18 protein-coding genes are annotated in these 22,501 nt (G+C 67.6%); 12 read left to right on the top strand and 6 right to left on the bottom strand.

Annotation, left to right across the window (positions count from 1 at the left end; genetic code table 11):
- The 7 genes from CRP50_RS17460 (at position 1) to CRP50_RS25245 (ending at position 7,452) form a co-directional block, all read left to right on the top strand.
- On the top strand, positions 1-2,010 hold the full coding sequence (locus CRP50_RS17460) for a hypothetical protein (protein ID WP_097280473.1): 2,010 nt from the start codon (positions 1-3) through the stop codon (positions 2,008-2,010).
- A 28-nt stretch (positions 2,011-2,038) separates the two neighbouring features.
- Positions 2,039-3,376: an FAD-binding protein gene (locus CRP50_RS17465; protein WP_245913513.1), complete on the top strand. Its 1,338-nt coding sequence runs from the start codon at positions 2,039-2,041 to the stop codon at positions 3,374-3,376.
- Positions 3,377-3,399: 23 nt separating this feature from the next.
- Positions 3,400-4,161: an SDR family oxidoreductase gene (locus tag CRP50_RS17470; protein WP_097280474.1), complete on the top strand. Its 762-nt coding sequence runs from the start codon at positions 3,400-3,402 to the stop codon at positions 4,159-4,161.
- A gap of 12 nt (positions 4,162-4,173) precedes the next feature.
- Positions 4,174-5,112: an NAD-dependent epimerase/dehydratase family protein gene (locus tag CRP50_RS17475; protein WP_097280475.1), complete on the top strand. Its 939-nt coding sequence runs from the start codon at positions 4,174-4,176 to the stop codon at positions 5,110-5,112.
- 34 nt (positions 5,113-5,146) lie between these two features.
- Positions 5,147-6,427 carry an NAD(P)/FAD-dependent oxidoreductase gene (locus CRP50_RS17480; protein WP_097280476.1) on the top strand — a complete coding sequence of 427 codons (1,281 nt, stop codon included), beginning with the start codon at positions 5,147-5,149 and terminating at the stop codon, positions 6,425-6,427.
- Positions 6,424-6,903: a GtrA family protein gene (locus CRP50_RS17485; RefSeq protein ID WP_245913514.1), complete on the top strand. Its 480-nt coding sequence runs from the start codon at positions 6,424-6,426 to the stop codon at positions 6,901-6,903. The genes CRP50_RS17480 and CRP50_RS17485 overlap by 4 nt, the downstream gene beginning before the upstream one ends.
- A 141-nt stretch (positions 6,904-7,044) precedes the next feature.
- Positions 7,045-7,452, top strand: coding sequence for a hypothetical protein (locus tag CRP50_RS25245; RefSeq protein ID WP_141415190.1), 408 nt, complete (start codon positions 7,045-7,047; stop codon positions 7,450-7,452).
- Here the strand turns inward: CRP50_RS25245 and CRP50_RS17490 are convergent.
- Both CRP50_RS17490 and CRP50_RS17495 read right to left on the bottom strand, forming a co-directional pair.
- Complete coding sequence (locus CRP50_RS17490; RefSeq protein WP_097280477.1) at positions 7,449-9,890, bottom strand: beta strand repeat-containing protein; 2,442 nt, start codon at positions 9,888-9,890, stop codon at positions 7,449-7,451. The two genes, CRP50_RS25245 and CRP50_RS17490, sit on opposite strands and share 4 nt — an antisense overlap.
- Positions 9,891-10,279: 389 nt before the next feature.
- Entirely contained in the window at positions 10,280-10,564 is a 285-nt protein-coding gene (locus tag CRP50_RS17495; protein ID WP_097280478.1) for a hypothetical protein, read from the bottom strand.
- Positions 10,565-10,699: 135 nt separating this feature from the next.
- Here CRP50_RS17495 and CRP50_RS17500 point away from each other — a divergent pair, with 135 nt between their 5' ends.
- Both CRP50_RS17500 and CRP50_RS17505 read left to right on the top strand, forming a co-directional pair.
- Positions 10,700-11,515, top strand: coding sequence for a SapC family protein (locus CRP50_RS17500; RefSeq protein WP_097280479.1), 816 nt, complete (start codon positions 10,700-10,702; stop codon positions 11,513-11,515).
- A gap of 52 nt (positions 11,516-11,567) precedes the next feature.
- A complete protein-coding gene (locus CRP50_RS17505; protein WP_097280480.1) occupies positions 11,568-12,653 on the top strand; it encodes a matrixin family metalloprotease in 1,086 nt (361 codons plus the stop codon).
- 75 nt (positions 12,654-12,728) lie between these two features.
- Here CRP50_RS17505 and CRP50_RS17510 read toward each other — a convergent pair whose 3' ends face one another.
- The 4 genes from CRP50_RS17510 to CRP50_RS17525 form a co-directional block, all read right to left on the bottom strand.
- Positions 12,729-14,417 (bottom strand): hypothetical protein, encoded by a 1,689-nt coding sequence (locus tag CRP50_RS17510; protein ID WP_097280481.1) that lies wholly within the window; start codon positions 14,415-14,417, stop codon positions 12,729-12,731.
- A gap of 19 nt (positions 14,418-14,436) precedes the next feature.
- Positions 14,437-14,757 (bottom strand): helix-turn-helix domain-containing protein, encoded by a 321-nt coding sequence (locus CRP50_RS17515; protein WP_097280482.1) that lies wholly within the window; start codon positions 14,755-14,757, stop codon positions 14,437-14,439.
- Between the two features lie 111 nt (positions 14,758-14,868).
- Positions 14,869-16,272 carry an HlyD family type I secretion periplasmic adaptor subunit gene (locus CRP50_RS17520; RefSeq protein ID WP_097280483.1) on the bottom strand — a complete coding sequence of 468 codons (1,404 nt, stop codon included), beginning with the start codon at positions 16,270-16,272 and terminating at the stop codon, positions 14,869-14,871.
- Positions 16,273-16,275: 3 nt separating this feature from the next.
- Positions 16,276-18,057, bottom strand: a complete 1,782-nt coding sequence (locus CRP50_RS17525; RefSeq protein ID WP_245913515.1) for a type I secretion system permease/ATPase — start codon at positions 18,055-18,057, stop codon at positions 16,276-16,278.
- 533 nt (positions 18,058-18,590) lie between these two features.
- Between CRP50_RS17525 and CRP50_RS17530 the strand changes: the two genes are divergently transcribed.
- The 3 genes from CRP50_RS17530 (at position 18,591) to CRP50_RS17540 (ending at position 22,442) form a co-directional block, all read left to right on the top strand.
- Complete coding sequence (locus tag CRP50_RS17530; RefSeq protein ID WP_097280485.1) at positions 18,591-20,114, top strand: FAD-binding protein; 1,524 nt, start codon at positions 18,591-18,593, stop codon at positions 20,112-20,114.
- A 104-nt stretch (positions 20,115-20,218) separates the two neighbouring features.
- Complete coding sequence (locus CRP50_RS17535; RefSeq protein WP_245913516.1) at positions 20,219-21,034, top strand: ABC transporter permease; 816 nt, start codon at positions 20,219-20,221, stop codon at positions 21,032-21,034.
- Complete coding sequence (locus tag CRP50_RS17540) at positions 21,024-22,442, top strand: ABC transporter ATP-binding protein (RefSeq protein ID WP_097280487.1); 1,419 nt, start codon at positions 21,024-21,026, stop codon at positions 22,440-22,442. Before CRP50_RS17535 ends, CRP50_RS17540 begins: the two co-directional genes overlap by 11 nt.
- The last annotated feature ends 59 nt before the right edge of the window (positions 22,443-22,501 follow it).

Raw genomic sequence — 22,501 nt, forward strand, 5'->3', positions numbered from 1 at the left:
ATGCCCCCCTTCCTGCAGCATTGGCCGGCGCGGCTTTCTTCGGCTCTTCCGGCGCTGCTCTTCGCCGCCGCGGCGATATGGAGCCTGGTCGTCCTGGTCGGCTGGATCGGCGGCCCCATCCTCGACATGTTCGGCTTCCGCCAGACGCAGACGGCCATCAGCAGCGCCTATATGCTGAAGGACGGCCTCGCTCTGCGCTACCAGACGCCGGTGCTGGGCGCGCCGTGGAGCATTCCGTTCGAGTTCCCGACCTACCAGATCCTGACGGCGATCCTCGCCATGGCGGGCCTGTCGGTGGACGTCGCGGGGCGCATCGTCTCCTACGTCTTCTTCCTCGGCTGCCTCCACCCCATCGCGACGCTGTGCCGTCACGCCGGCATCGGCCGCGAGGGCTTCCTGGTGACCGGGGCCCTGTTCCTGTCGTCGCCGCTCTATGTGTTCTGGTCGCGCACCGTGATGATCGAGTCGGCGGCGCTGTTCTTCGCTCTGGTGTGGCTCGCCTTGCTGCTCGACCTGTTGGCGGCCGACCGGCCGGCGCGGCGACCGGTGGCGAGCTGGGCGCTCTGCCTGACGGCGGGTGTTCTCGCGGTCCTGACGAAATCTACCACCTTCCCCGCCTTCTGCGTCGCCGGCTGTCTGCTGGTGCTGGGCGCGGTGCTGCGGGACGTCCCCGATCTGCGCCGGCCGACGGTCGCCGACCTGCGCGGCGGCGTGACGCGGCTGACGGTGGCGGTGGGGGCGTGCCTGCTTCCCATTGCACTCGGTTACGTGTGGGTGCTCTACAGCGATCAGGTGAAGGCCGAGAATCCGTTCGGCGCACTGCTCACCTCGGCCGCACTCGCCAAATGGAACTTCGGAACTCTCGACCAGCGCGTCAGCGCCGCCCTGTGGAGCGACGTCGTGCTCGGCCGCGCCGTGCCGCAGGTCCTCGGCGCCGCGGCCTGGATCGCGCCGCTGGTGCTGGGGGCCGGCCTGGTGCTCCGGCGGGTGTCGTGGCCGCTGGCCGTTTTCGCCGCGGCCTTCGCGGTGCCGTTCGCCGTGTTCACCAACCTGCACATGGTCCACGGCTACTACCAGTACGCCAACGGCCTGTTCCTCGTGCTCGCGGTCGGCATCGCCGTAGCCGCCATCGGGCAGCAGCGCTCGCGCATCGCCGCGCTTGCGCTACTGGCGCTGTTCCTGGCCGGCAATGCCTGGACCTTCCGCACCATCTTCTATCCGCCCATGACGGCGAACTGGAGCGCCAGCGAAGTCGTGCGCATCGGCGAGAAAGTGCAGGCACTGGTGCCCGAGGACGCCGGGATCGTCGTGCTCGGCCAGGACTGGTCATCGGAGGTTCCCTACTATAGCGACCGCCGCGCCCTGGCCGTCGCCGCCTGGTTCCCGCCGGAGCTGGCGCAAGCCGCCCTGGCGGACCCGGACGCCGCCCTGGGCGAGGCCGCTTTCGGGGGGGTGGTGGCCTGCGGTGCCTCCGACCTCTATCCGCCGGCGCTGCGCCCCATGATCGAGTCCTTCAAGGCCGGTCGCCGCGTGCTCGCCACCGCCGGGGGATGTCGCCTGCTGTCGCCGGAGCAGGACCCAGCCGCCGGCGGGGCGAATCGCCTGCAGGTCACCGAACTGCTGGCGGCGGCCCGGGTGGAACGGGCCGACGTGCCGGTCGGCCCGGTGCCGGAAGGGTTCTTCGCGCATCCGTCGTCGCGCCTGGTGGCGAGCGCCCCGGCCGGCGAACGGCTGGACGGTCTGTACGGCTTCCTCGACAAGGTATGGGCGGAAGGCGGCAATCCGCCCCCGGTGACATTCACCCTCACCGCCCGCACCGCCGATGGAAGCGATATGCAGTTGCTCGCCCGCACCCTGGATCCGGCGGCCGGCGAGGCGGCACGCCTGCCGCAGACCTTCTCGGTCGAAGTCCCGGGCGTCGCCGGCACCACCACCGAACTGGTGTTCGAAACGGCCATCTCCGGCACCGACAACTCTTGGGGATGGACCTACTGGGGAAACGCATGGTAATCCCGCCGCACGTCCGGTACGGGAGGCCATGACGGACAGGACCATGCTGCAGCAGCGGACGGTTACATCGTGGGGCAACGTGCGCAAGGGCCGCCACCTGACGGCTGCCCCGGCCTTCCGCGATGACGTGCCCGCCGCCGTCGCCGCCCTGGTCGGCGCCGGGAACGGCCTGCTGCCCTACGGCCTCGGCCGCTCCTACGGCGACAGCTGCCTGAACGTCGGAGGCGGACTGATCGAGACGACCCGTCTCGACCGCGTCCTCGCCTTCGACACCGAGGCCGGCATCCTCCGCGCCGAGGCGGGCCTCAGCCTCGACGCCCTGCATCGCATCACGGTGCCGCGCGGCTGGTTCGTGCCGGTCACTCCCGGCACCCGCTTCGTGACCCTGGGCGGCGCCGTCGCCAACGACGTCCACGGCAAGAACCACCACCTGGCGGGCAGCTTCGGCTGCCACGTGCGGCGCCTGGCGCTGCGGCGGTCCGACGGAACGCTGATGGAATGCGGCCCCGACTGCGAGACCGGCCTGTTCCGCGCCACCATCGGCGGCCTCGGCCTCACCGGCCTGATCGAGTCGGTGGAGATCACCCTCGTCCCGCTGGCTTCCGCCGAGGTGGAGGTGGAGAACATTCCCTTCGACCGTCTGGAGGCGTTCTTCGACCTGTCCGCCGACAGTGCCGACTGGCCCTACACGGTCGCGTGGGTGGACTGCCTCGCGCGGCCGCCGCACCTCGGCCGCGGCATCTTCTCGCGCGGGCGACCGGCGGCGGACGGACCGCTGACCGCGACGCCACCCGGCCGCCCCCTGACCATGCCGCTGGAAGCCCCGAGCGGCCTCATCAACGGCCTGACGGTGCGCGCCTTCAACGCCCTGTACTATCGCCGTCCGGGCGCCCGGTACTGCGGGCGGAGCCATTTCCAGCCGTTCTTCTACCCGCTTGACGGCATCCTGCGGTGGAACCGCATGTACGGCGCCGCCGGCTTCTACCAGTACCAGTGCGTCGTGCCGCCCGACACCGCCCGCACGGCCGTGCCGCGCCTGCTCGACGCCATTTCGCGGGCCGGCGAGGCGTCGTTCCTGGCAGTGCTGAAAACTTTCGGAGACGTGCCGCCGCCCGGCCTGCTGTCGTTCCCCGGGCCCGGCACGACGTTGGCGCTCGACTTCCCCAACCGCGGCCGCAGTACCCTGCGGTTGATGACCGCCCTGGACGACATCGTGCGCAAGGCCGGCGGTCGGCTCTACCCGGCCAAGGACGCCCGCATGCCGGCCGACCTGTTCCGGTCCGGCTATCCGCAGTGGCGAGCCTTCGCCGAGTACCGCGACCCCGCCTTCGCGTCCGACCTGTGGCGGCGCGTCGGCGCCGTCTGACCCCTCTGGAGGACCTGCCCGGCATGTCTGGCGAGACAGTTCTGATCCTCGGCGCCACGTCGGCCATCGCCGAGCGCTTCGCCCGTCTGCGCGCCGCCGACGGCGACCGCCTGCTGCTGGTCGGCCGCGACGCCGGACGCCTGGATGCCATCGCCACCGACCTGAAGGCCCGTGGCGCCGACCCGGCGACCGCCACCCTGGCGCTCGATCTCGCAGCACCGGCCGAGGGGTTCGCGGCGGCGTTCGCGGCCATGACGGCGGCCCTCGGCGGGCATGTGGACGTGGTGCTCGTCGCCTACGGCCAGCTCGGCGACGCCGCCGTCACCACGGCCGACGCCGACCCGGCGGCGGTGGTCGACCTGCTGACGGTGAACATGACCAGCGCCTGCGCCTGGGCGAGCGTCGCGGCGGCCCACATGGAGCGGCGCGGGCGCGGCACCATCGCCGCCATCGGCTCCGTCGCCGGCGACCGCGGCCGGCGGTCCAACTACGTCTACGGCGCCGCCAAGGGCGGTCTGGCGCTGTTCATGGAGGGGCTGGCGCATCGCTTCGCCGGCACGGCCGTACGGGTGGTGACGGTGAAGCCCGGCTTCGTCGACACGCCCATGACCGCCGGCATGGCCAAGGGTGGCCCCCTGTGGGCGACGCCGGACGCGGTGGCGGCCGACATCGACCGCGCGATCGCCAAGGGCCGGCCCGTGCTCTATACGCCGTGGTTCTGGCGCATCATCATGACCATCATCCGCGCCCTGCCGCGCCCGATCTTCAACCGCATGAAAATCTGAGGTCCGCGCCCCATGACGCCCAACGGCAAGATCGTCATCACCGGCGCCGCCGGCCTGGTCGGGCAGAACCTGATCGTGCGGCTGCAGGCGGCCGGCTTCACCAACCTGGTGGGCATCGACAAGCACCCCGCCAATACCGACACGCTGGCCCGCCTCCACCCCGGGGTGACGGTGATCCGCGCCGACCTGTCGCGCGACGACGGCTGGCAGCACGCCCTTGAGGGGGCGGAGGCGCTGCTGCAGTTGCACGCCCAGATCGGCGGCCTCGACTACGCCGAGTTCGAGGCCAACAACATCACCGCGACGGAGCGCGTGCTGGCCGCCGCCACGGCCGCCGGCGTGCCCTACATGGTGCACATCAGCTCGTCGGTGGTGAATTCGGCCGCCGTGGACTTCTATACCGAGAGCAAGAAGGCGCAGGAAAAGCTGGTGGACGCCTGCGCCATTCCCCACTGCACCCTGCGCCCCACCCTCATGTTCGGCTGGTTCGACCGCAAGCACCTGGGCTGGCTCGCCCGCTTCATGCAGAAGGTGCCGGTGTTCCCCATTCCGGGCAGCGGACGCTATATGCGCCAGCCGCTGTTCGTGGGCGACTTCTGCGACGTCATCGTCGCCGCCCTGCAGCAGCAGCGCACGGGCACCTACGACATTTCCGGCCAGCGCAAGATCGACTACATCGACCTGATCCGCGCCATCCGCACGGCGACGGGCGCCCGCACGCCCATCGTGCGCATCCCCTACGGCCTGTTCCGGGCGATGCTGGCGACCTATGCCCTGGTGGACCGCAATCCGCCCTTCACCACCCGCCAGCTGGAGGCGCTGGTCACCCCCGACGAGTTCGTGGTGATCGACTGGCCCGGCCTGTTCGGGGTACGGTCGACGCCGCTCGACGAGGCGCTGGACATCACCTTCAACGACCCGCGTTACTCGCAGGTCGCGCTGCAGTTCTGAGCGACGGAACCAGGAACGGAAACGGGAACGACACATGGCGACGTTGGCTGTCATCGGTGCCGGGGCCATGGGCCTCGCCGCCGCCTACCATGCGCTGAAGGCCGGCCACACGGTGGAGGTCTTCGAGGCCGACGACCGGCCGGGCGGCATGGCGGCCCACTTCGACTTCGACGGCCTGAGCATCGAACGCTACTACCACTTCATCTGCAAGGCCGACCGCCCCACCTTCGCCCTGCTGGAGGAGCTGGGCATCGCCGACACCCTGCGCTGGCGCGACACCTCCATGGGCTATTACATCGACGGCCGCCACTACCGCTGGGGCGACCCGCTGGCGCTGCTCGGCTTCCCGCTGCTCGACCCGCTGAGCAAGCTGCGCTACGGCCTGCAGATGTTCCGCACCAGCCGCATGGCGTCGTTCGACAGCCTGGAAACCGTCTCGGCGCGCGACTGGATCGTCCGCGGCTCCGGCCGCAAGGTCTACGATCTGCTGTGGAAGCGCCTGTTCGAGCTGAAGTTCTACGAACTGGCCGACGACATCTCGGCGGCCTGGATCGCCACCCGCGTCAAGCGCGTCGGCACCTCGCGCAAGTCGCTGATGCAGGAGCAGATGGGCTACCTCGAGGGCGGCTCGGAAACCCTGGTGCGCGCGCTGGTGGACGCCATCGCGGCGCGCGGCGGCCGCATCCATCTGTCCTGCCCGACGGAGCGGGTGGAATGCGAGGGCGGCCGCGCCGTCGCCGTGCATGCGGGCGGGCAGCGCCACCCCGTCGACGCCGTGATCTGCACCGTCCCGACGCCCTTCGTCGCCGGCCTCGTCCCCGACCTGACGGCGGCCGAGAAGCAGGCCTACGCCGACATCGTCAACATCGGCGTCGCCTGCGTGGTGATGAAGCTGAAGCGCTCCGTCACGCCGCACTTCTGGCTGAACGTCAACGACCCGCGCCTGCCCGTGCCCGGCATCATCGAGTTTTCCAACCTGCGCCCGACGCCCGAGCCGGTGGTTTACGTGCCCTACTACATGCCGACCACCAACCCCAAGTGGGGCTGGAGCGACGAGGCGCTGGTGGCCGAGGCCTTCCAGTGCCTGCGCACCCTGAACCCGGCGCTGGCCGAGGACGACCTGCTGGCCAGCCACGTCGGCCGCCTGCGCCACGCCCAGCCGGTGTGCGAGCCGGGCTTCGCCGCCCGCATCCCGCCCATCCGCACCTCCATCGCCAACCTCCAGGTCGCCGACACCTCCTACTACTACCCCGAGGACCGCGGCATCGCCGAGAGCGTGCGCTACGGCCGCATGATGGCCGAGGCGGTGGCGTGAGCGCCGCCGGCAGCGGCGGCGGGGGGCCGGCGGCCGGCGAGGGTGCGGCCGGCGCGACGGCGGACGATCGCCCGGCGGTGGCGCGCGGCGGCGAGTTCCTGCGCTTCCTGATCACCGGCGGCATCGCGGCTGGCGTCAACGTCGGCAGCCGCTGGCTGTTGAGCCACGCCATGCCCTACGAGGCGGCGGTGCTGGTGGCCTATCTGTTCGGCATGACGACGGCCTACCTGCTCGCCCGCGCCCTGGTCTTCGCGCCGTCGGGCCGGTCGCGGCGCGACGAGTTCCTGCGCTTCGCCCTGGTCAACGTGGCGGCGGCGGCGCAGGTGTGGATCATCAGCGTCGGCCTCGCCCGGGTGGTCTTCCCCTGGGCCGGCATGACCTGGTACGCCGAGGACATCGCCCACGTCATCGGCGTCGTCTTCCCGGTGTTCACCAGCTACCTGGGCCACCGGCACTTCTCCTTCGGCCGGAAGTAGGCGGCGCGACCTGGGCAGCCGTAGACGGCCCAAGGGGGGGAGGACGACCAGGTCGGGCATCACGTCCACGACGACGACACGGACCACCAGGACGAGCTCGTCGCCCGCCTGTCCCGCATGTCACCGCGCCACCATGCCGCCTTGCAGATGATCCTGCGGGGCGCCGAGAACAGCGAGATCGGGCGACGGTTCAGCGTCTCCGAGAGCGGTGCGAAGACTTACGTGTGGGGTCTCTACCAACACCTGGGCCTGACCCAGACGCATGGTCACAACAAGCGGGCAAACGTCATCGCGTTGCTGAAAAGCCTGATCGGCGGAATGTCCGATGAGGACTACCTGCGGATTGCCAGCATCCCGAAGGACTGGGTTCGTCGCTACGACCAGATTGGTCAAGACTGGCAGCACGTCTTCGACAAGTCGAGGCGCGTAAACCGGCGACCAGTGTACGGCCCTAGCGGAAACGACTTAGGTTTGTCCGTCTTTTCACAAAACAAAAGGGGTGGTCCCGAAGGACCACCCCAGTTGCATCCGCTCGGGAGAGAGGATTAGGCGATCAGGGTGAAGTCAACGAAGGCACCCTGGTCGACAAGGTTGGCAGCCGTCGCCGCGGTGGCGTAGCCGACCAGAACAACGCCGGAGAAGTCGGAAGTGCCGCCGGTGTCGTCAACGTCGGCGACGAACAGGCTGTCGGCACCCGTCGCGCTGATAACAAACTGGCCGTTGCTGCTGTTGTAGGTGCCGCGAACCAAGTTGGCACCGTTGTCAGCGAACGTGGTGTTGAAAGCAACGGCGGTAACGGCAGTGTTAGCGGCAGCAGCGCCAACGCCGGTGTAGTTGGCAGCCATACGGATAGTGTCGCCAGCGGACATGCCAGTCACGATGTCGAAGCCTTCGGCAACGGTATCGATCGTCGTTCCACCGGTGATGGTGATAGCGGTGTTCTTATCCCCGAGGTCGCCCATCCGGAAATCGTCGGTACCGGTACCGACGTTGATGCGGTCGTTGCCGAGCGACTGGATAATGACATCGTTGCCAGCACCGGCATTGATCACGTCGAGCTGGTTGGAGCCCGTGATGGTGTCTGCACCAGCAGAACCAGTAACCGTAGCGCCGGAGTTAGCAGTACCGTTGAGGGTGATGGTGACAGCGCCAGCACCCGTCACGCCGCTGGCGTCGACCGAGCTGACATTGGCACCCAGAGTGCCGGTGTTGAAGGTCGCCGCGCCGGTGTTGACAATCTTAAGCGTAGTCAGCGCACCATCGGTCATCGCGAGGGTGTGTGCAGTGGTTGCGTTGCTGGCATCCACGTTGACCGTCTCAACACCATTCATCGTAAAGGTGCTGGTGGCCGAGGTGCCGCGGACGTCAAGATTGACAACGTTCGCGGTACCCGGAAGCGTCGCATCCTTGACGTTCAGCGTGACACCAGCAACGGAGCCGTCGAGGCGCACGCTCGCGGTTCCGGTAGAACCGCCGAGGTTATTCACGGTCACGGTTTCGCCACCGGCCTGCGCCTGGGCAGCCAGCCGGAGGTTCACAGCACCAACAAGCGATGCATCAATGGTGGCGTTGACACCCGACGCCGCATCGTCGGTCACCCGAAGAGTCTCAAACTCGGTGACCGAGGTGAGGACAGCTCCGGCAGTGTTGAGCGTATTCCAGTTAGCGGCAGTCGAGGCAATCGTGTCAGTACCGGTGCCACCCTTGACGGTGTCAGCAGAGGTCAGATTGCCACCCATGTCGACGGAATCGTTGCCGGATCCGAGGGTGATGGTGTGCGCGGCAGCACCAATACCGGCAAGCGTGATTGCGCCACTGGCCGCACTAGCATCAATGGTGGTCGCAGTCGTGGTGATGTTCGTTCCCATCGTCAGATTGCCAGCGGAGGAACCGCTAACGACAACCTTGGAGAGGGAGGCTGCAGCGTTGGTGTTCAGGGTAACGCTGTTGGCAGCAGTTCCCGCAGCGCCGGCGAGGACGACGTTGAGGGTCTCAATGCCAGTGGCGCCAGTGGTCGTCGACGTCGTGTTCAGGCTGACAGCGGCGGCATTAGCCTGAGCCACATTGTTCAGCGTCAGCGTGACAGCGTCGGCAGCGCCGGCCACAGCAGCGTCAGCGTAGACAACGCGAGTATCACCGTCGGTGTTCAGAACCTCAACGTTAGCGGCAGAGGCGACGTTGGTAAACTGCTGAACGTCGTTACCACCGGTGGCGTTATTGGCAGAGCCGTTGTTGCGAATGGTGGTCAGGCCGCTGATGCCGGTAAGATTAAAAGTACCACCAGCGGTGCCCACGCCGTCAGTCACCGTAGACGTCACCGACATCACTTCGATGCCGGTAATCTTTGCGCCTCCAGCATAGCTCGCGTTAAGTTCGAGCGAGAGAGTGTCGGTACCAGCGCCGCCGCTGATGCTGTCCACCGCCGAAAACTGCGTGGTGGTCGCGTTGTTGATACCCCCGAAGGTGTCATTGCCGGAGGTGCCATTCAGGTTGTCCGCATTCGCGGTCAGCGTGAAGGTCGAACCAGTCTGACCGGTCGAAGAACCCGGGAGAGTCACAGCGTTGCTGACCGGCGTGCCGTCCTTCAGAACAGCGCCCGGACGGCTCTCGTACTGACCGTTCAGGACGAAGTGCTGCCAAGCGGTCATCTGACCAGCGTCGACAGCAAGCTTCACGTCGTTGTTGGCGGCGAGGTAGGCGGTGGCGTCGAAGTTGTCGGCAACCGACTTGTACTCGGACGACGGAGCGCGGCCTTCCTTGGCACCGTTCGACAGGAAGTGGTTGAACGGGTTGATCTTCGCGTTCAGCACGTCGGTGTAGAGGGTGACGTAGTCCGAGGTGTCGAACACGGCGTTGGGATCGCGCAGCTCACGCCAGCCGAAGTTGTCGAAGTGGAAGCGCGCGCTCGGCATGGAGCCGTTCAGCACGGCGGCCAGCACGTCCGGGTTCTGCTGGAGATAGTACTGCTCGTCAAAAGCGAAAGCCATTGGTTTACCCCTCAATGGACTCGAGTTGGTATGTGCCGATCGATCGGCCCCCCTACGCGAAGAAGGCCCGAAGCGGTGGCGACCGCTCCCCCAGGAACCCGCCATCAATGTGGCGGGCGGGTCGCTGGGGGAGCGGTCGGCGACCCTAAGCGGTACAGCAACTACAACACTTAAGATCGTCGTGCAAGTCGCTGATACGTCATTGGATCGCGGTCAGGCGGGATTTTGCGGCACTGTGACCGGAAAACCCCACTTCGGCTAACCCGATGAGTCGGCGCCTACCTCCCGGGTACAGTAACTTTCACACCATAACCGGTCAACAGGATTCGAAAGGCAGGGGGTGCTCGTGGACCCGGAGGAGTCCAGGAGCACCCGATCTGCCGTCGGCATTAGTTCTGCTTGGCGCGATCCGACAGGTGGCGGCCGATATCCTGCAGCAGCTCGCCGGCGGCGCGCGGGCCGAGCAGCGACGCCAGGTATTCGGCATGGACGTTCACCAGCGCGTCGATGAACTGGCCCGCCGTCAGCTCCATGGCGTGGGCCTTGTCCATCAGCCCGCGGAAGGCGGCGGCCACTTCCTTCTCGGCGAAGGCCGAGGCGACGGGGCCGGTGGACAGCTGGAAGGTGCTGATCTCGGCGGCGGTGAACGTGTTGAGGGAGTCGTCTTTGCTCATGGTGAATTTCCGTTCCTGTGTGGGTGGGGGCGGCCGCACGCCATTGGCCCGGCCGGCCGGTGCCTGCTATGGTGCAGCGGGGCGCCGGTCGTGGCGGTGCACCCCTCCTGATACACATCCTGGGTCAGAATCACCATGTATACCTCGCTCGTCGCCCTCGGCCGGGAGGCTCATGCCGGGCACCGGCTCGCCGCCTCTCAGTCCTTCGCCTTTGCCGCCGCGCTGCCCGTCGTCGGGCTGGTGGGGTCCGAACTGGCGCGCGCCGCCGTCGCCATGCCTGTCGCCTTCGCGCCCGACGGCGCCGAGGACGATGGGGCGCCGCGCTTCACGCCGGTGGCGGTGATGGGGGTGCGGCAGGGACAGAACCTGTTCGTGGCGCCCGACGGCCGCTGGCTCGGCGAATACGTGCCGGCGTTGCTGCGGCGCTATCCCTTCGCCCTGGTGCGGCCCGACGGCGCGGAGCAGGACGCCCGCATTCTGGCGGTCGACGAAGGCTCCGGCCGCCTGACCACCGACGGCACCGGCATTCCCCTGTTCGACGAGGCCGGCGGCCTGTCGGAGCACCTGCAGCGGGTGGTCGGCTTCCTGCAGCAACTGGAGGCCAACGGCGTCGTCACCGCCGCCGCCTGCGCCACGCTGGCGGCGCACGGCGTGATCGTACCGTGGGAGCTTTCCGTGCAGGGGGCCGACGGCGCGCAACAGCCGGTCGGCGGGCTCTATCGGGTGGACGAGGCGGCGCTCAACGCCCTGCCCGACGACGCCTTCCTGGAGCTGCGCCGGTCGGGCGCCCTGGTGGTGGCGCAGTTGCAGCTCGTGTCCATGCAGCGCATCTCCGTGCTGTCGCACCTGGCGCGCGTGCACGAACAGATCGCCGCCGCCGAGGCACAACGGCCCAAGCTCGACGAGATGCTCGATCTGGGCGGCGGCGACGAGATCGCCTTCACGTTCTGATTTCCGTGTTCCGGGCGGCGCCCGCCGTGGCGCCCTTGCAGGACCTTCCGCCATGAGCCAGTTCACCGCCCCCACCACCCTCGCCTGGGCGACGGCGCCCGTGCGGTGGAGCGTCGCCTCCTACACCCTGCTCGATTCCGTGCTGGGCTATACCTACGGCGGCTATCCCGCCTTCGACCGCGCCCTGACGTCGCAGGAGACGGGGCTCGTGCGCCTCGCCTTCGACGCCTGGGCGACCGTATCGGGCATCAGCTTCCAGGAGGTGAGCGACGGCACCTCCACCCAGATCCGCCTGGGGGTGGACGCCGTCGACGGGCCGGGCAACACGCTGGCGCACGCCACCTATTGGTGGACCGGCGGAACCGGCGCCATCGCGCAGGCGGCCGTCGCCTTCGACAGCAGCGACCTGGCGACCGCCTGGATGGGCACGGCCGCCCCGCCGAACGGGCAGTGGTCGTTCTACACCACCGCGGTGCACGAGATCGGCCACGCCATCGGCATAGGCCATCTCTCCGACAGCCAGGCGATCATGTACCCCTACGCCAACGCGACGACGACGCTCACCGCCGCCGACATCGCCGAGGCCGTGCTGCGCTACGGCGCCCCGGCGGTCACCGCACCGGTCACCGTGGCGGCCCCGGCCGACGCGGTCCCGGTGGCGCGCCCGACGACGGCGGTGGCCGCGGTCGATGCGGCGTTCTACCTGGCGCGCAATCCCGACGTCGCCGCCGCGGGCATCGACGCCCAGACGCACTACGCCACCACCGGCTGGCGCGAGGGGCGCGACCCGGTGGCGTGGTTCGTCACCCGCAGCTACCTCGACGCCAATCCCGACGTGAAGGCGGCGGACGTGAACCCCTACGCCCACTTCCTCGACAACGGCCGGCACGAGGGCCGCGACCCCAACGCCTGGTTCGACACCAGCTGGTATCTGTCGCAGTACGGCGACGTCGCCGCCGCCGGCATCAACCCGGTGGCGCACTACTGGTCCAACGGCTGGAAGGAAAACCGCGACCCCTCGGCCGGGTTCGACACTTCGGCCTACCTCGGCCGCAACCCGGACGTCGCCGCCGCGGGCATGAACCCGCTGGAGCACTGGCTGCTGCACGGGCAGGCGGAAGGCCGCGCGCTCGCGTGACGGCCGAGCGGCGGCGGCCCGAGAGAAGGACGGGGCGGATGACCGGAACGGGCGGCGCCGTGGATCCCGGTGTCGTCAGCCGCCGGTGAGGTAGGCGGACAGGACCAGGTCGTGCAGCACCAGCTGCGAGCCGTCGGCGAAGCTGAGCACCGCCGTGCCTTGATCGACCGGCACGCTGGCCTGCCAGCGGTCGGCCAGCAGACGCGGATCGACCAGCAGGACGTCCTCGCCCGCGACGAAGCCGGAGACCGTGGCGTTGCCGCCACCGAAGTAGATCACCTGCTGCCCGGCGCCGAGCACCACGTCGTGGCGATTGTCGACGGTCATGGGAGGCGGGGGTGGGGGCGGCAACGTCGCCTTGCCCGTGCTGCCGGTTGTCGCCGTGCCGTCGGCCGTCGCCGTGGTCGCCGTGGGGGTCGCGGCCTCTGGCACTGCAGCCGCGCCGGCCGGGGCGGTGTCGAGGTGCGCTTCGGTCGGGACGATGAAGGTGATCTGTGTATAGGCGCCCTTGCGGTTGGCCAGCAAGACGTCGTCGATCCGCAGGTCGACCATCATGCGGCCGCTGCTGTCGCCCCCGTCGGTGACGGCGTTCGTGAGGCTGGGCGCAGCCACCCGCGATGCACCGGAGCTGCCGCCCGGTGGCGGTGCCGCCGGCTCGGCGACGGCGACGAGTTGAGCGGGGGCCGGCACAGGAGCCGGCTGCACGTCGAAGGCGGAGCGCTCGCCGTCCCCACTCACCCCAGCAGCAACCGCGGGCGTCACCGGTGCTGGGCCGATGCTGAACTGGTCGGCAGGATCGAAGGCCGCAGCCGCGGCCGCCCACGATGCCGCGTCCCAGGCGGCGGGAAGCGCCGTAACGGTGCCCGAATGCACATCCGCGCCGTCGAGCAGGAAAGCAACCCGTCCGTCGCCGGCAGCGATGGTCACGCGCACTTCGCCACCCAGTGTTTCGACGGCGGCGGGGGCCGCACCCGAGGGGGCATCGTCGTCGGCGGTCAGCGCGAGGCCGCCGTCGAGCCCGACCATGCGGCTTTCCGGCGCGGCGAGACGCAGGCTGTCGGCTCCCGCGGCGGCCTCCTCCGTCTTCAGGACGGTGGAGATGAGAGCGGCTGCGGACGCGAACGTGACGGCGGTGCTCTGGCCGGCCATGGCGGTCAGGAAGTTGGGGCCGCCCGGCAGGCCGCTTTCCCCGTGCCCCGTCGCAGCCTGGCTGGTGCCGCCGAGGCCGCTGCCGACGGCGGAGCCTGCGGCCGGCGCAGCATCGCCGGACTTGCCGGCACGCCGACCGACGCCGTCAGCGTCACCCTCGGTCGCCGCCATGGACTTGTTGGACCACAGCAGGGCCGTCGCGACAAAGGCCGTGAGGACCACCATGGGATGGAGGTAGAGGTTGGTCACCTTGCCCGACCGCTTGCGCGGCTGCGGGAAGACCAGGGGCTCGCAATCCATGATCTTCTGCACGAGATCGCGGAAGCAGGTGCCACGCAGGGGCTTCTCCTGCCCGGCCGCGACGGCGATGTAAACACCGCCGATGCGCGCGAAGTGGGCGATCACGTCACCCGAGTCGGGCGCGAAGAAGACGAACCACGGCTCGTTCTCGTCCGATACGCCAGAGTCTGTTCCCACCGCCATGCCGGCGCGACCCAGCAGATCGGCGATGCGGTAGAGTTCCGCCAGCTCCTGGTTCGTCCAGGGTCCGGGCACGGACTCGGTGCTGCGGCCACGGCCCAGCAGCGAGCGGAAGGAGATGACGGAAGCACCCATGCTCCACCCCTGGCGCAGTTCAGAGACCGTTGCGGTTGGACGCGGTGCGTTCGAACAGCAAGTGGTAGGTTACCGGATCGTAATAACTGAGCAGCCGCTTCACGAAGTCCACCACATCGACGCCCAGCGCCGTAGCGAAGGCCTCGTAACGGTCCGGCGGAATGCGACCGCGGCCGGCCTCGATCTGCGAGATGAACGTGTAGTAGTCCACCCCGACCTCCCGGGCGAGATCGCGCTGCGACAGGCCGGCGGCCTCACGCAGGGACTTCAGCCAGCGGCCGGCATCCTGCCGCAGCTTGGCGACGTCCGTTCCGACACCCTGTTGGGGATGGCTGTACATGGCGCTTCCAATGGCATCATGGCTGGTGAGAATAATACTATGGAAGTCACTGTACAGGACGGCGAAGCAGGAGTCCACCCGCTCCGTCGCCGTTCGATCCCGGGCTACGCCTTATTCTTCCTTCATCGCCCGCATGCTGAACTGCTCGATAGGCTTCAAGAAGTAGTCGAGGGCGGTGCGCTCACCCGTGGTGATGACGACGTCGGCAGGCATGCCGGGCACAAGATGGCGATTGCCGATCTTCAGCAATTCTTCGTCATCGACTTCCACTCGCGACAGATAATACGGTACGCCAGTACGCTCGTCTGTCAGGCGGTCGGCCGAGACGACCGTGACGATGCCGTGGATGGCAGGAATGTCTTGTGTGTGAAAGGCGGAGAAGCGCGCCTCGGCGAGCTGGCCGACCTGCACCTGGTCGATGTCCATTGGCGAAAGGTGTGCCTCGATGACCAAGCGGGCGTCCTGCGGCACCACCTGCATCAGCTCCTCGCCAGGGCGGATGACGCCGCCGACGGTGTGGACTGACAGCTTTTGCACATAACCGGTCTGCGGTGCGCGGATGACGGTGCGCTCCAGCACGTCGCTGGCGACCGTCAGCTTTTCACGCAAATCAGAAACCTGCACCTGAACGTCGCGCAGCTGCCCGACCACTTCCTCGCGGAACCGCTGGCGGGTCTGCTCGATCTGCAGCTTGGCCTCACCGATGCTCTTTTGGGCGCGGGCAATGCCGGACACTGCAGCACCGATTTCGCCTTCCAGCTCGGCGACTTCGCGCTCCATGGCGAGGATGCGGGTGCGCGGCGTGTAGCCCTTCTCGAACAGCTCGCGCAGACCCTTCAACTCTTCGGCAAAAATCCGGACCTGACGCTCCTTGGAGGCTTTCTGAACCTTCAGGCCCTCGATCTCCTGCTGGTTCTGGCCGATGCGCGCGTTGAGAATGCTCACCTGCCCCTCGAGCGACTTGCGGCGCTCGTCGAACTGGCGTTCCTGGGCAGCGACGATGGCGGAGATCTCAGCGTTGCCGACAGCACGTTCCAGCAGTTGGTCGGGGAACACGACCTGCTTGGCGTCGTCGCGCTCTGCCATGAGCCGGGCTTCCTGCGCCAGGGCGGCCCACAGCTGGTTCTCGACCAACGACGAGCTCGCCTGGGCCTGCACTTCCTGCAGGCGGACCACGATCTGACCGGCTTCCACCAGATCGCCGTCGCGCACCAGAACTTCCTTGACGATCCCGCCCTCGAGGTGCTGAACCGACTTGACGTTGCTTTCCACCACGACGGTTCCTGGCGCCACCACCGCGCTCTGCAGCGGCGCGAAGGCAGCCCACGAGCCGACGCCGCCGAAGGCGACCAGGATGATGAGAAGGCCGGCGATAATCGGCCAACGCATGTCCACCGAGGGCGGGGCGACGTCAATCAGATCGGGCGGCAGGGGAACCGCCACCGGACGCAGCTTACGCTCTTCAGCCGAGGGAACGCCGCCAGCAGGAGCGGCAGCAGGCACGGTGTTGGACATGACTCAGGCCTTCGAAAGACTTGCCACGGATGCAGCGGGCGCGGCGGACCCGGCCGAGGCAGGGGCTGTCGGCACAGCCGTCGGGCGGGTGAACTTTGCCAGCACCTCGTCACGGGGACCGAGCATCTCGACCAGCCCTCCGCGCAGCACCAGCACCTTGTCGACCACCGACAGCAGCGACGGCTTGTGGGTGATGACGACCACTGTCTGGCCATTCTCGCGCATGGCGCGGATAGCGGCGGTCAGGGCAGCCTCGCCCTCGGCATCTAGGCTTGCATTGGGCTCGTCCATCACGACGAGGGACGGGCTGTCGTACATGGCGCGCGCCAGGGCGACTCGCTGGCGCTGACCGCCGGACAAGGTCTGACCGCCGGCACCGATGGGAGTGTTGTAACCCTCGGGCAGTTGCTGGATCAACTCGTGCACGCCGGCTTTGGTGGCGGCCTCGATCACCTTGTCGGGATCGACCTCCGTGAAACGGCATATGTTTTCCGCGACCGTGCCATCGAACAGTTCCACGTCTTGCGGCAGATATCCAAGGTAAGGACCGAGCAGACTGCGGTCCCAATGGCTTATGTCGCTGCCATCGAGACGCACACTGCCCTGGAAGGTCGGCCACACCCCGATCATGACACGGGCCAGCGTGGACTTCCCGGCCGCCGACGGACCGATGACGCCGAGCACTTCGCCCGGCTCGAGATTCAGGCTCACGCCGCGCAGGGCCGGTAAGCGGCTTCCCGGCGGGACGGCCACCACCTGGCTGAGCGACACCCGGCCGGCCGGCCGGGGCAGTGGCATCGTGTCGCGGTCGGCCGGGGTCGAGTTCAGAAGGTCGGTCAGGCGGCCATAGGCGGCCTTCGCGTTGATCATGTTGCGCCAGTTGCCGACCGCCATCTCGACGGGCTGCAAGGCGCGCCCCATGATGATGGAACCGGCGATGATCATGCCGGCGCTGATCTGGTTTTCGATCACCAAGTAGGCCCCTAGCCCGAGGACCGCCGACTGCAGCGCCATGCGCAGGGTCTTCGAGATTGACAGCATCATTCCGGCGGTATCGCTGGCGCGGCCCTGCAGGCCGAGCACGGCGCGATGGCGCAGGGCCCAACGCTCGCGGATCTGCGGCAGCATGCCCATGGCCGTCAGCGCCTCGCCGTTGCGCAGCGACGACGAGACATAACCCGTGGCGCTGGTCGAGACGTCGGAGGCCCGCTTCAGGCTCTTCTGCGTGAACCAGTTGTTGGCCAGCGCCAGCACCAGCACCAGCACCATGCCGAAAAGCGACAGCAGGCCGATCAGCGGATGCAGCAAGAAGGCGACGGCCAAGAACAGCGGCGCCCAAGGCCCGTCGAACAACGCCAGCAACCCGGCGCCAGTCAGGAACTCGCGCACCGTGTCGAGGTCGCGTAGCGGCTGCGCCGAGGCGGCACCCGGCTGGTTCACAGTACGCTTGAAGATCGAGGAAAAAATGCGACCGTTCAACTCCTCGTCGAGACGCACGCCAACGCGCACCAGCACCCGCGACCGCATCCACTCCAACAGCGCCATCACGCCGAGAGCACCGAAAGCGGCGATGGTCAGCATCACGAGGGTGGGGACGCTGCGGCTGGTCAGCACACGGTCGTACACCTGCAGCATGTAGAGCGGGCTGACGAAAAGGAGGAGGTTGATGAAGAAGCTGAAGGCCGCCGTGGCGATGAACGCGCCGCGCACCTTCTTCAGCGCGAGGCGCAGCTCGGGCGGCATCTTCTTGTTCGGCGCGTTGTTCATCGCAGGCTGCAAGGCCACGATCGGTCTCCCCCTCGGAACTCGGGCGGGGATCGGTCGCCCGCCCAATGCGACGACAAATCCCGGATGATTATGGCGGAATAGTGATCGCACTATGGGATGCGGTCGGACAGCGATTACCACCAAAGAGGACCAAATGCAAGGACGGCCCAGCGGCGCAACACATCATTAGTGAATCAGTATGAAGATAGCGTTGACTGCGGAAGTCTAGAGCAAAATATCTAATCCACCTCGAAATATCGCTCTCAACAGTAGGCGATCGGTTCCCTCGCCTACACCATGAAAGTCTTGCAGCACTAGCCGTCGCACTGCCACCGAGCCGGGCACGGATCGCTCGGAGATCGCAACCGGTTCTTTCGAAAGAACTTTCCAACCGGCCGGCTGCCGCGCTGGCACCAGGCTTGCCATCCGGTTGATCAACTCGACGTACACACGAAGGCGCGAAGATGGTACTCTCAGCACCCGAAAGAGCCAGATTCACCATCAGACGACGGCGCTGACCAGGGGCCGACGCGCAAGACACGGACTGGGCCATGGACCTGAACTATTTCTTCAACGAGGCTTACTATCTGCGGCGCTACAGCGACGTGAGAGACGGTGTCAACAAGGGTGTCTTTACTTCCGGCCTGCAGCACTATCTCGAGTACGGTGTGCGTGAGGACCGTGATCCGCACCCCTTCATCGATGTCAGTTACTATCTCGACAACAACTCCGATATTGCCGCGAGCGTGGCGGCCGGGCGCACCTTGCCGTTCCACCACTTCCTGGTTAAGGGTGCGGCCGAAGCGCGCGCACCGTCCGCCTTCTTCGACTCCGCATTCTACCTGCTCTACAATACCGACGTCCGGGTTGCCGCCTTCCGCGGTGAGACCACGGCCTTCGAGCACTTTTCGAAAAACGGCCGCGGCGAAGGCAGAGTAGGATCACCCTTTTTCGATCCTATAGCTTACCTGAACGCCAATCCGGATATCCGCACCGCAGTCAACAGCGGCATCATTTCGGCACACGACCACTTTGTGAACTTCGGCGTCGCCGAGTACCGCAATCTCGGCAATGGCATAGACTTGGCGTTCTTCCGGCAGGACACGACCTTCACCACCGCCATCAACGTCGGCAATTTCGGCGCCGCTTTCGACCGGGTTTCCGACGTCGCTCCGTTCATGGCCTCGTGGCAGAAGCCGAAGGACTATGTGCTGCCGAGCACGCTGGCGGTGCCGGAAACCTTTACCCCGCCGGCCGGGCAGGGGCTGGTGCTGCCGGCCGGCAGCACGCTGAAGGCGCCGAGCAAGTCGACGGTGTTTTCGACCCTGACGGTCTCTCTCGATGCCGCCAGTTCCACCGTCACACTGGGCGGAACGCCGTCCAAGGACGGCACCGTCGTCGACCTTTCGGCGACCACCCAGGCGATCACCGATGGCACCCTGACCCTGTCGCTCGGCACCGGCGCCACGTGGGCCAATGTCAGCGCGGCGGCGATGAAGGACGGCGGGCTCACGCTGGTGGGTAACGGCAGCGCGAACACGCTGACCGCGTCCATCGGCGGCAGCACTCTCAACGGCGGCGGCGGCGACGACGTCCTCAAAGGCGGCGCCGGCGTAGACACCTTCATCTTCGCCGACGGCACCAAGGATGCTGCCTGGACCGGTGGCGCCGACACCATCACGGGCTTCACCAAAGGATCCGACAAGCTCTCCATCACACAAGCCGATCTGGGCGGCCTCGGCAACGGCGACACAGTGGTGGACAACGTCTACATCGGCGCGGTCGGAGCTGCGACCGCCGGTACCGACTACGAGGTGATGATCCTCACCGGCGCCGGTTATGCCGACGCCGACGCCGCCGAGGATGCCATCGCCGCGCAGATCACCAGCAACGGCAAGGGTGGCACTTTCATCTTCTACGACAGCGACGACAGGGTGGCCCGCATGGCCTTCGACCCCGACATGGGGGCAGACGGCGCGACCGGCACAGCAAGGGTCATGGCGACCTTCACGGAGATCACTTCGGTCGCATCGCTGGCCACTGCCTTCGGCGCAAGCGACTTCGTCTTCGCCTGAGGAGCTTGCCGGCTTGGGCCGGCAGGTGGCACATGAGGCTTGCAAGGCGGGACGGCGGGGCCTAGATTTCCGCCTCCCCGTCCCGAGGCGAAGAAGCACGTCCCATGACTCCTGTCCATGGCAAGATCAGGCCGCGCGGCGCGCCCCGGCACGAACTCGCCATGGCGCTGGTGACTCGCGACGTGCTCGGCCGGTACCGCGGATCGGCCATGGGCCTGACGTGGACCTTCGTCGTCCCGCTGCTGATGCTGGCCATCTACACCTTCGTGTTCGGCAACATCTTCAAAGCCCGCTGGGGCGGTCATGGCGGAGACGGCAGCACGCTCGACTTCGCCCTGTTGCTGTTCGTCGGCCTCATCCTCCACAGCCTGCTGTCCGAGGTGCTGACGCGGGCGCCGACCATCATCGTCGCCCACACCAACTTCGTGAAGCGCGTCGTCTTCCCGCTGGACCTGCTGCCGGCCATGACGGTGTTCACGGCGCTGTTCCATTTCTTCATCAGCTTCGGCGTGTTCCTGGTGTTCTTCGCCGTGGTGAAGGAGACCATCCACCCGACCGTGCTGTGGCTGCCGGTGATCGTCGCGCCCTTCGCCCTGCTGCTGACCGGCTGCGCCTGGTTCTTGGCCGGTGCGGCGGTCTATTACCGTGACGTCGGCCAGATCATGGGCCTTGCCGCCACGGTGCTGCTGTTCCTGTCGCCGGTGTTCTACCCGGCGTCCATGGTGCCGGCGAACCTGCTGCCGCTGTTCAACCTGAACCCGCTGACCTTCATCATTGAGCAGGCCCGTGCAGTGTCCTTCACGGGAACGGCGCCGGACTTCATCGGCCTCGCCATCTACACGGGGGTGGCGACGGTCGCGGCGCTGCTCGGCCGAGCCTCCTTCCAGGCCATGCGCAAAGGCTTCGCCGATGTCCTCTGATTCGGGCGCGGCGCCCGTCATCACCGTCGAAGGCCTGTCCAAGGTCTTCCGTATCTACGACCGCCCGCGGCACCGCCTGCAGCAGCTCCTGACCTTCGGCGCGAAACGCTACTACCGCGAGTTCACGGCGCTGGACGACATCTCGTTCACCGTCGGCCGTGGCCAGGCGGTCGGCATCATCGGCCGCAATGGATCGGGCAAGTCGACGCTGCTGCAGCTGATCTGCGGTACTTTGTTCGCCACCCGCGGCAGCATCGCGGTCGACGGCCGCGTCGCCGCCCTGCTGGAACTGGGGGCGGGTTTCAATCCGGACTTCACGGGGCGCGAGAACGTCTACATGAACGCCGCCCTGCTCGGTCTGTCGCGGGCCGAGGTGGACGACCGCATGGACGCCATCCTCGCCTTCGCCGACATCGGCCCCTTCGTCGACCAGCCGGTGAAGACCTACTCCAGCGGCATGTTCGTCCGCCTGGCCTTCGCCGTGATCGCCCATGTGGATGCCGACGTCCTGGTGATCGACGAGGCGCTCGCCGTCGGCGACGCCGCCTTCGGCCAGAAATGCATGCGCTTCCTGCGTCGCTTCCGCGAGACCGGCACCATCCTGTTCGTCAGCCACGACACCGCCGCCGTCACCGGCCTGTGCGACCGCGCCATCTGGCTGGACGGCGGCAAGCTGCGTGCCGCCGGCGAGGCCAAGGCCGTGTGCGAACAGTACTTCGGCCACATCTTCGCCGGCGACGCGCCGCCGGTCGCCGAGCCGTCGCCGACGGCCGCTCTGCCCACCCCCGAGGACGCCCAGACCGCCCCGCCCGCCGCCGACCGTCGCCGGGTGGCACCCGAGGATTGGTTAGACGCCCGCACGCCATGGCTCAACCGCACGCCGTTGCGCAATGACATCGAAGTCTTCGCCTTCGATCCGTCGGGCGCCGACTTCGGCGCTGGCGGTGCCGAGATCGAGGACGTGCGCCTCACCGACGACGACGGCCGCCCCTACCGCTGGATCGTCGGCGGCGAAGCCGTGAGCCTGTCGGTGCGTGTGCGCGCCCTGGCGACGCTGGACAGCCCCATCGTCGGCTTCTTCGTCAAGGATCGCCTCGGCCAGACCCTGTTCGGCGACAACACCTTCCTGACCACCCGCGAACCCGCCGGAGACGGGGCCAGCCTGCGTGCCGCCGCCGGCGACGTGCTGCTCGCCACATTCCGCTTCCCCATGCCGATCCTGCCGCGCGGCACCTACACGCTGGCGGTGGCAGTGGCGGACGGGACGCAGGAGGAGCATACCCAGCACCATTGGCTGCACGACGCCCTGACTTTCGAATCCCACACCTCCCATGCCGCTGCGGGCCTGGTCGGCATTCCCATGCTGGACATCCGCCTCGACCGGGCCACGGTAGACGCCGCCTCGTGACTGAACCCGGTTCAGGTGCGTTGCCGGTGGACAAGCCGGCATCGTCTGGCGCAAACATT

The sequence above is a fragment of the Caenispirillum bisanense genome, assembly GCF_900230255.1.
Lineage (GTDB): Bacteria > Pseudomonadota > Alphaproteobacteria > Rhodospirillales > Rhodospirillaceae > Caenispirillum > Caenispirillum bisanense_A.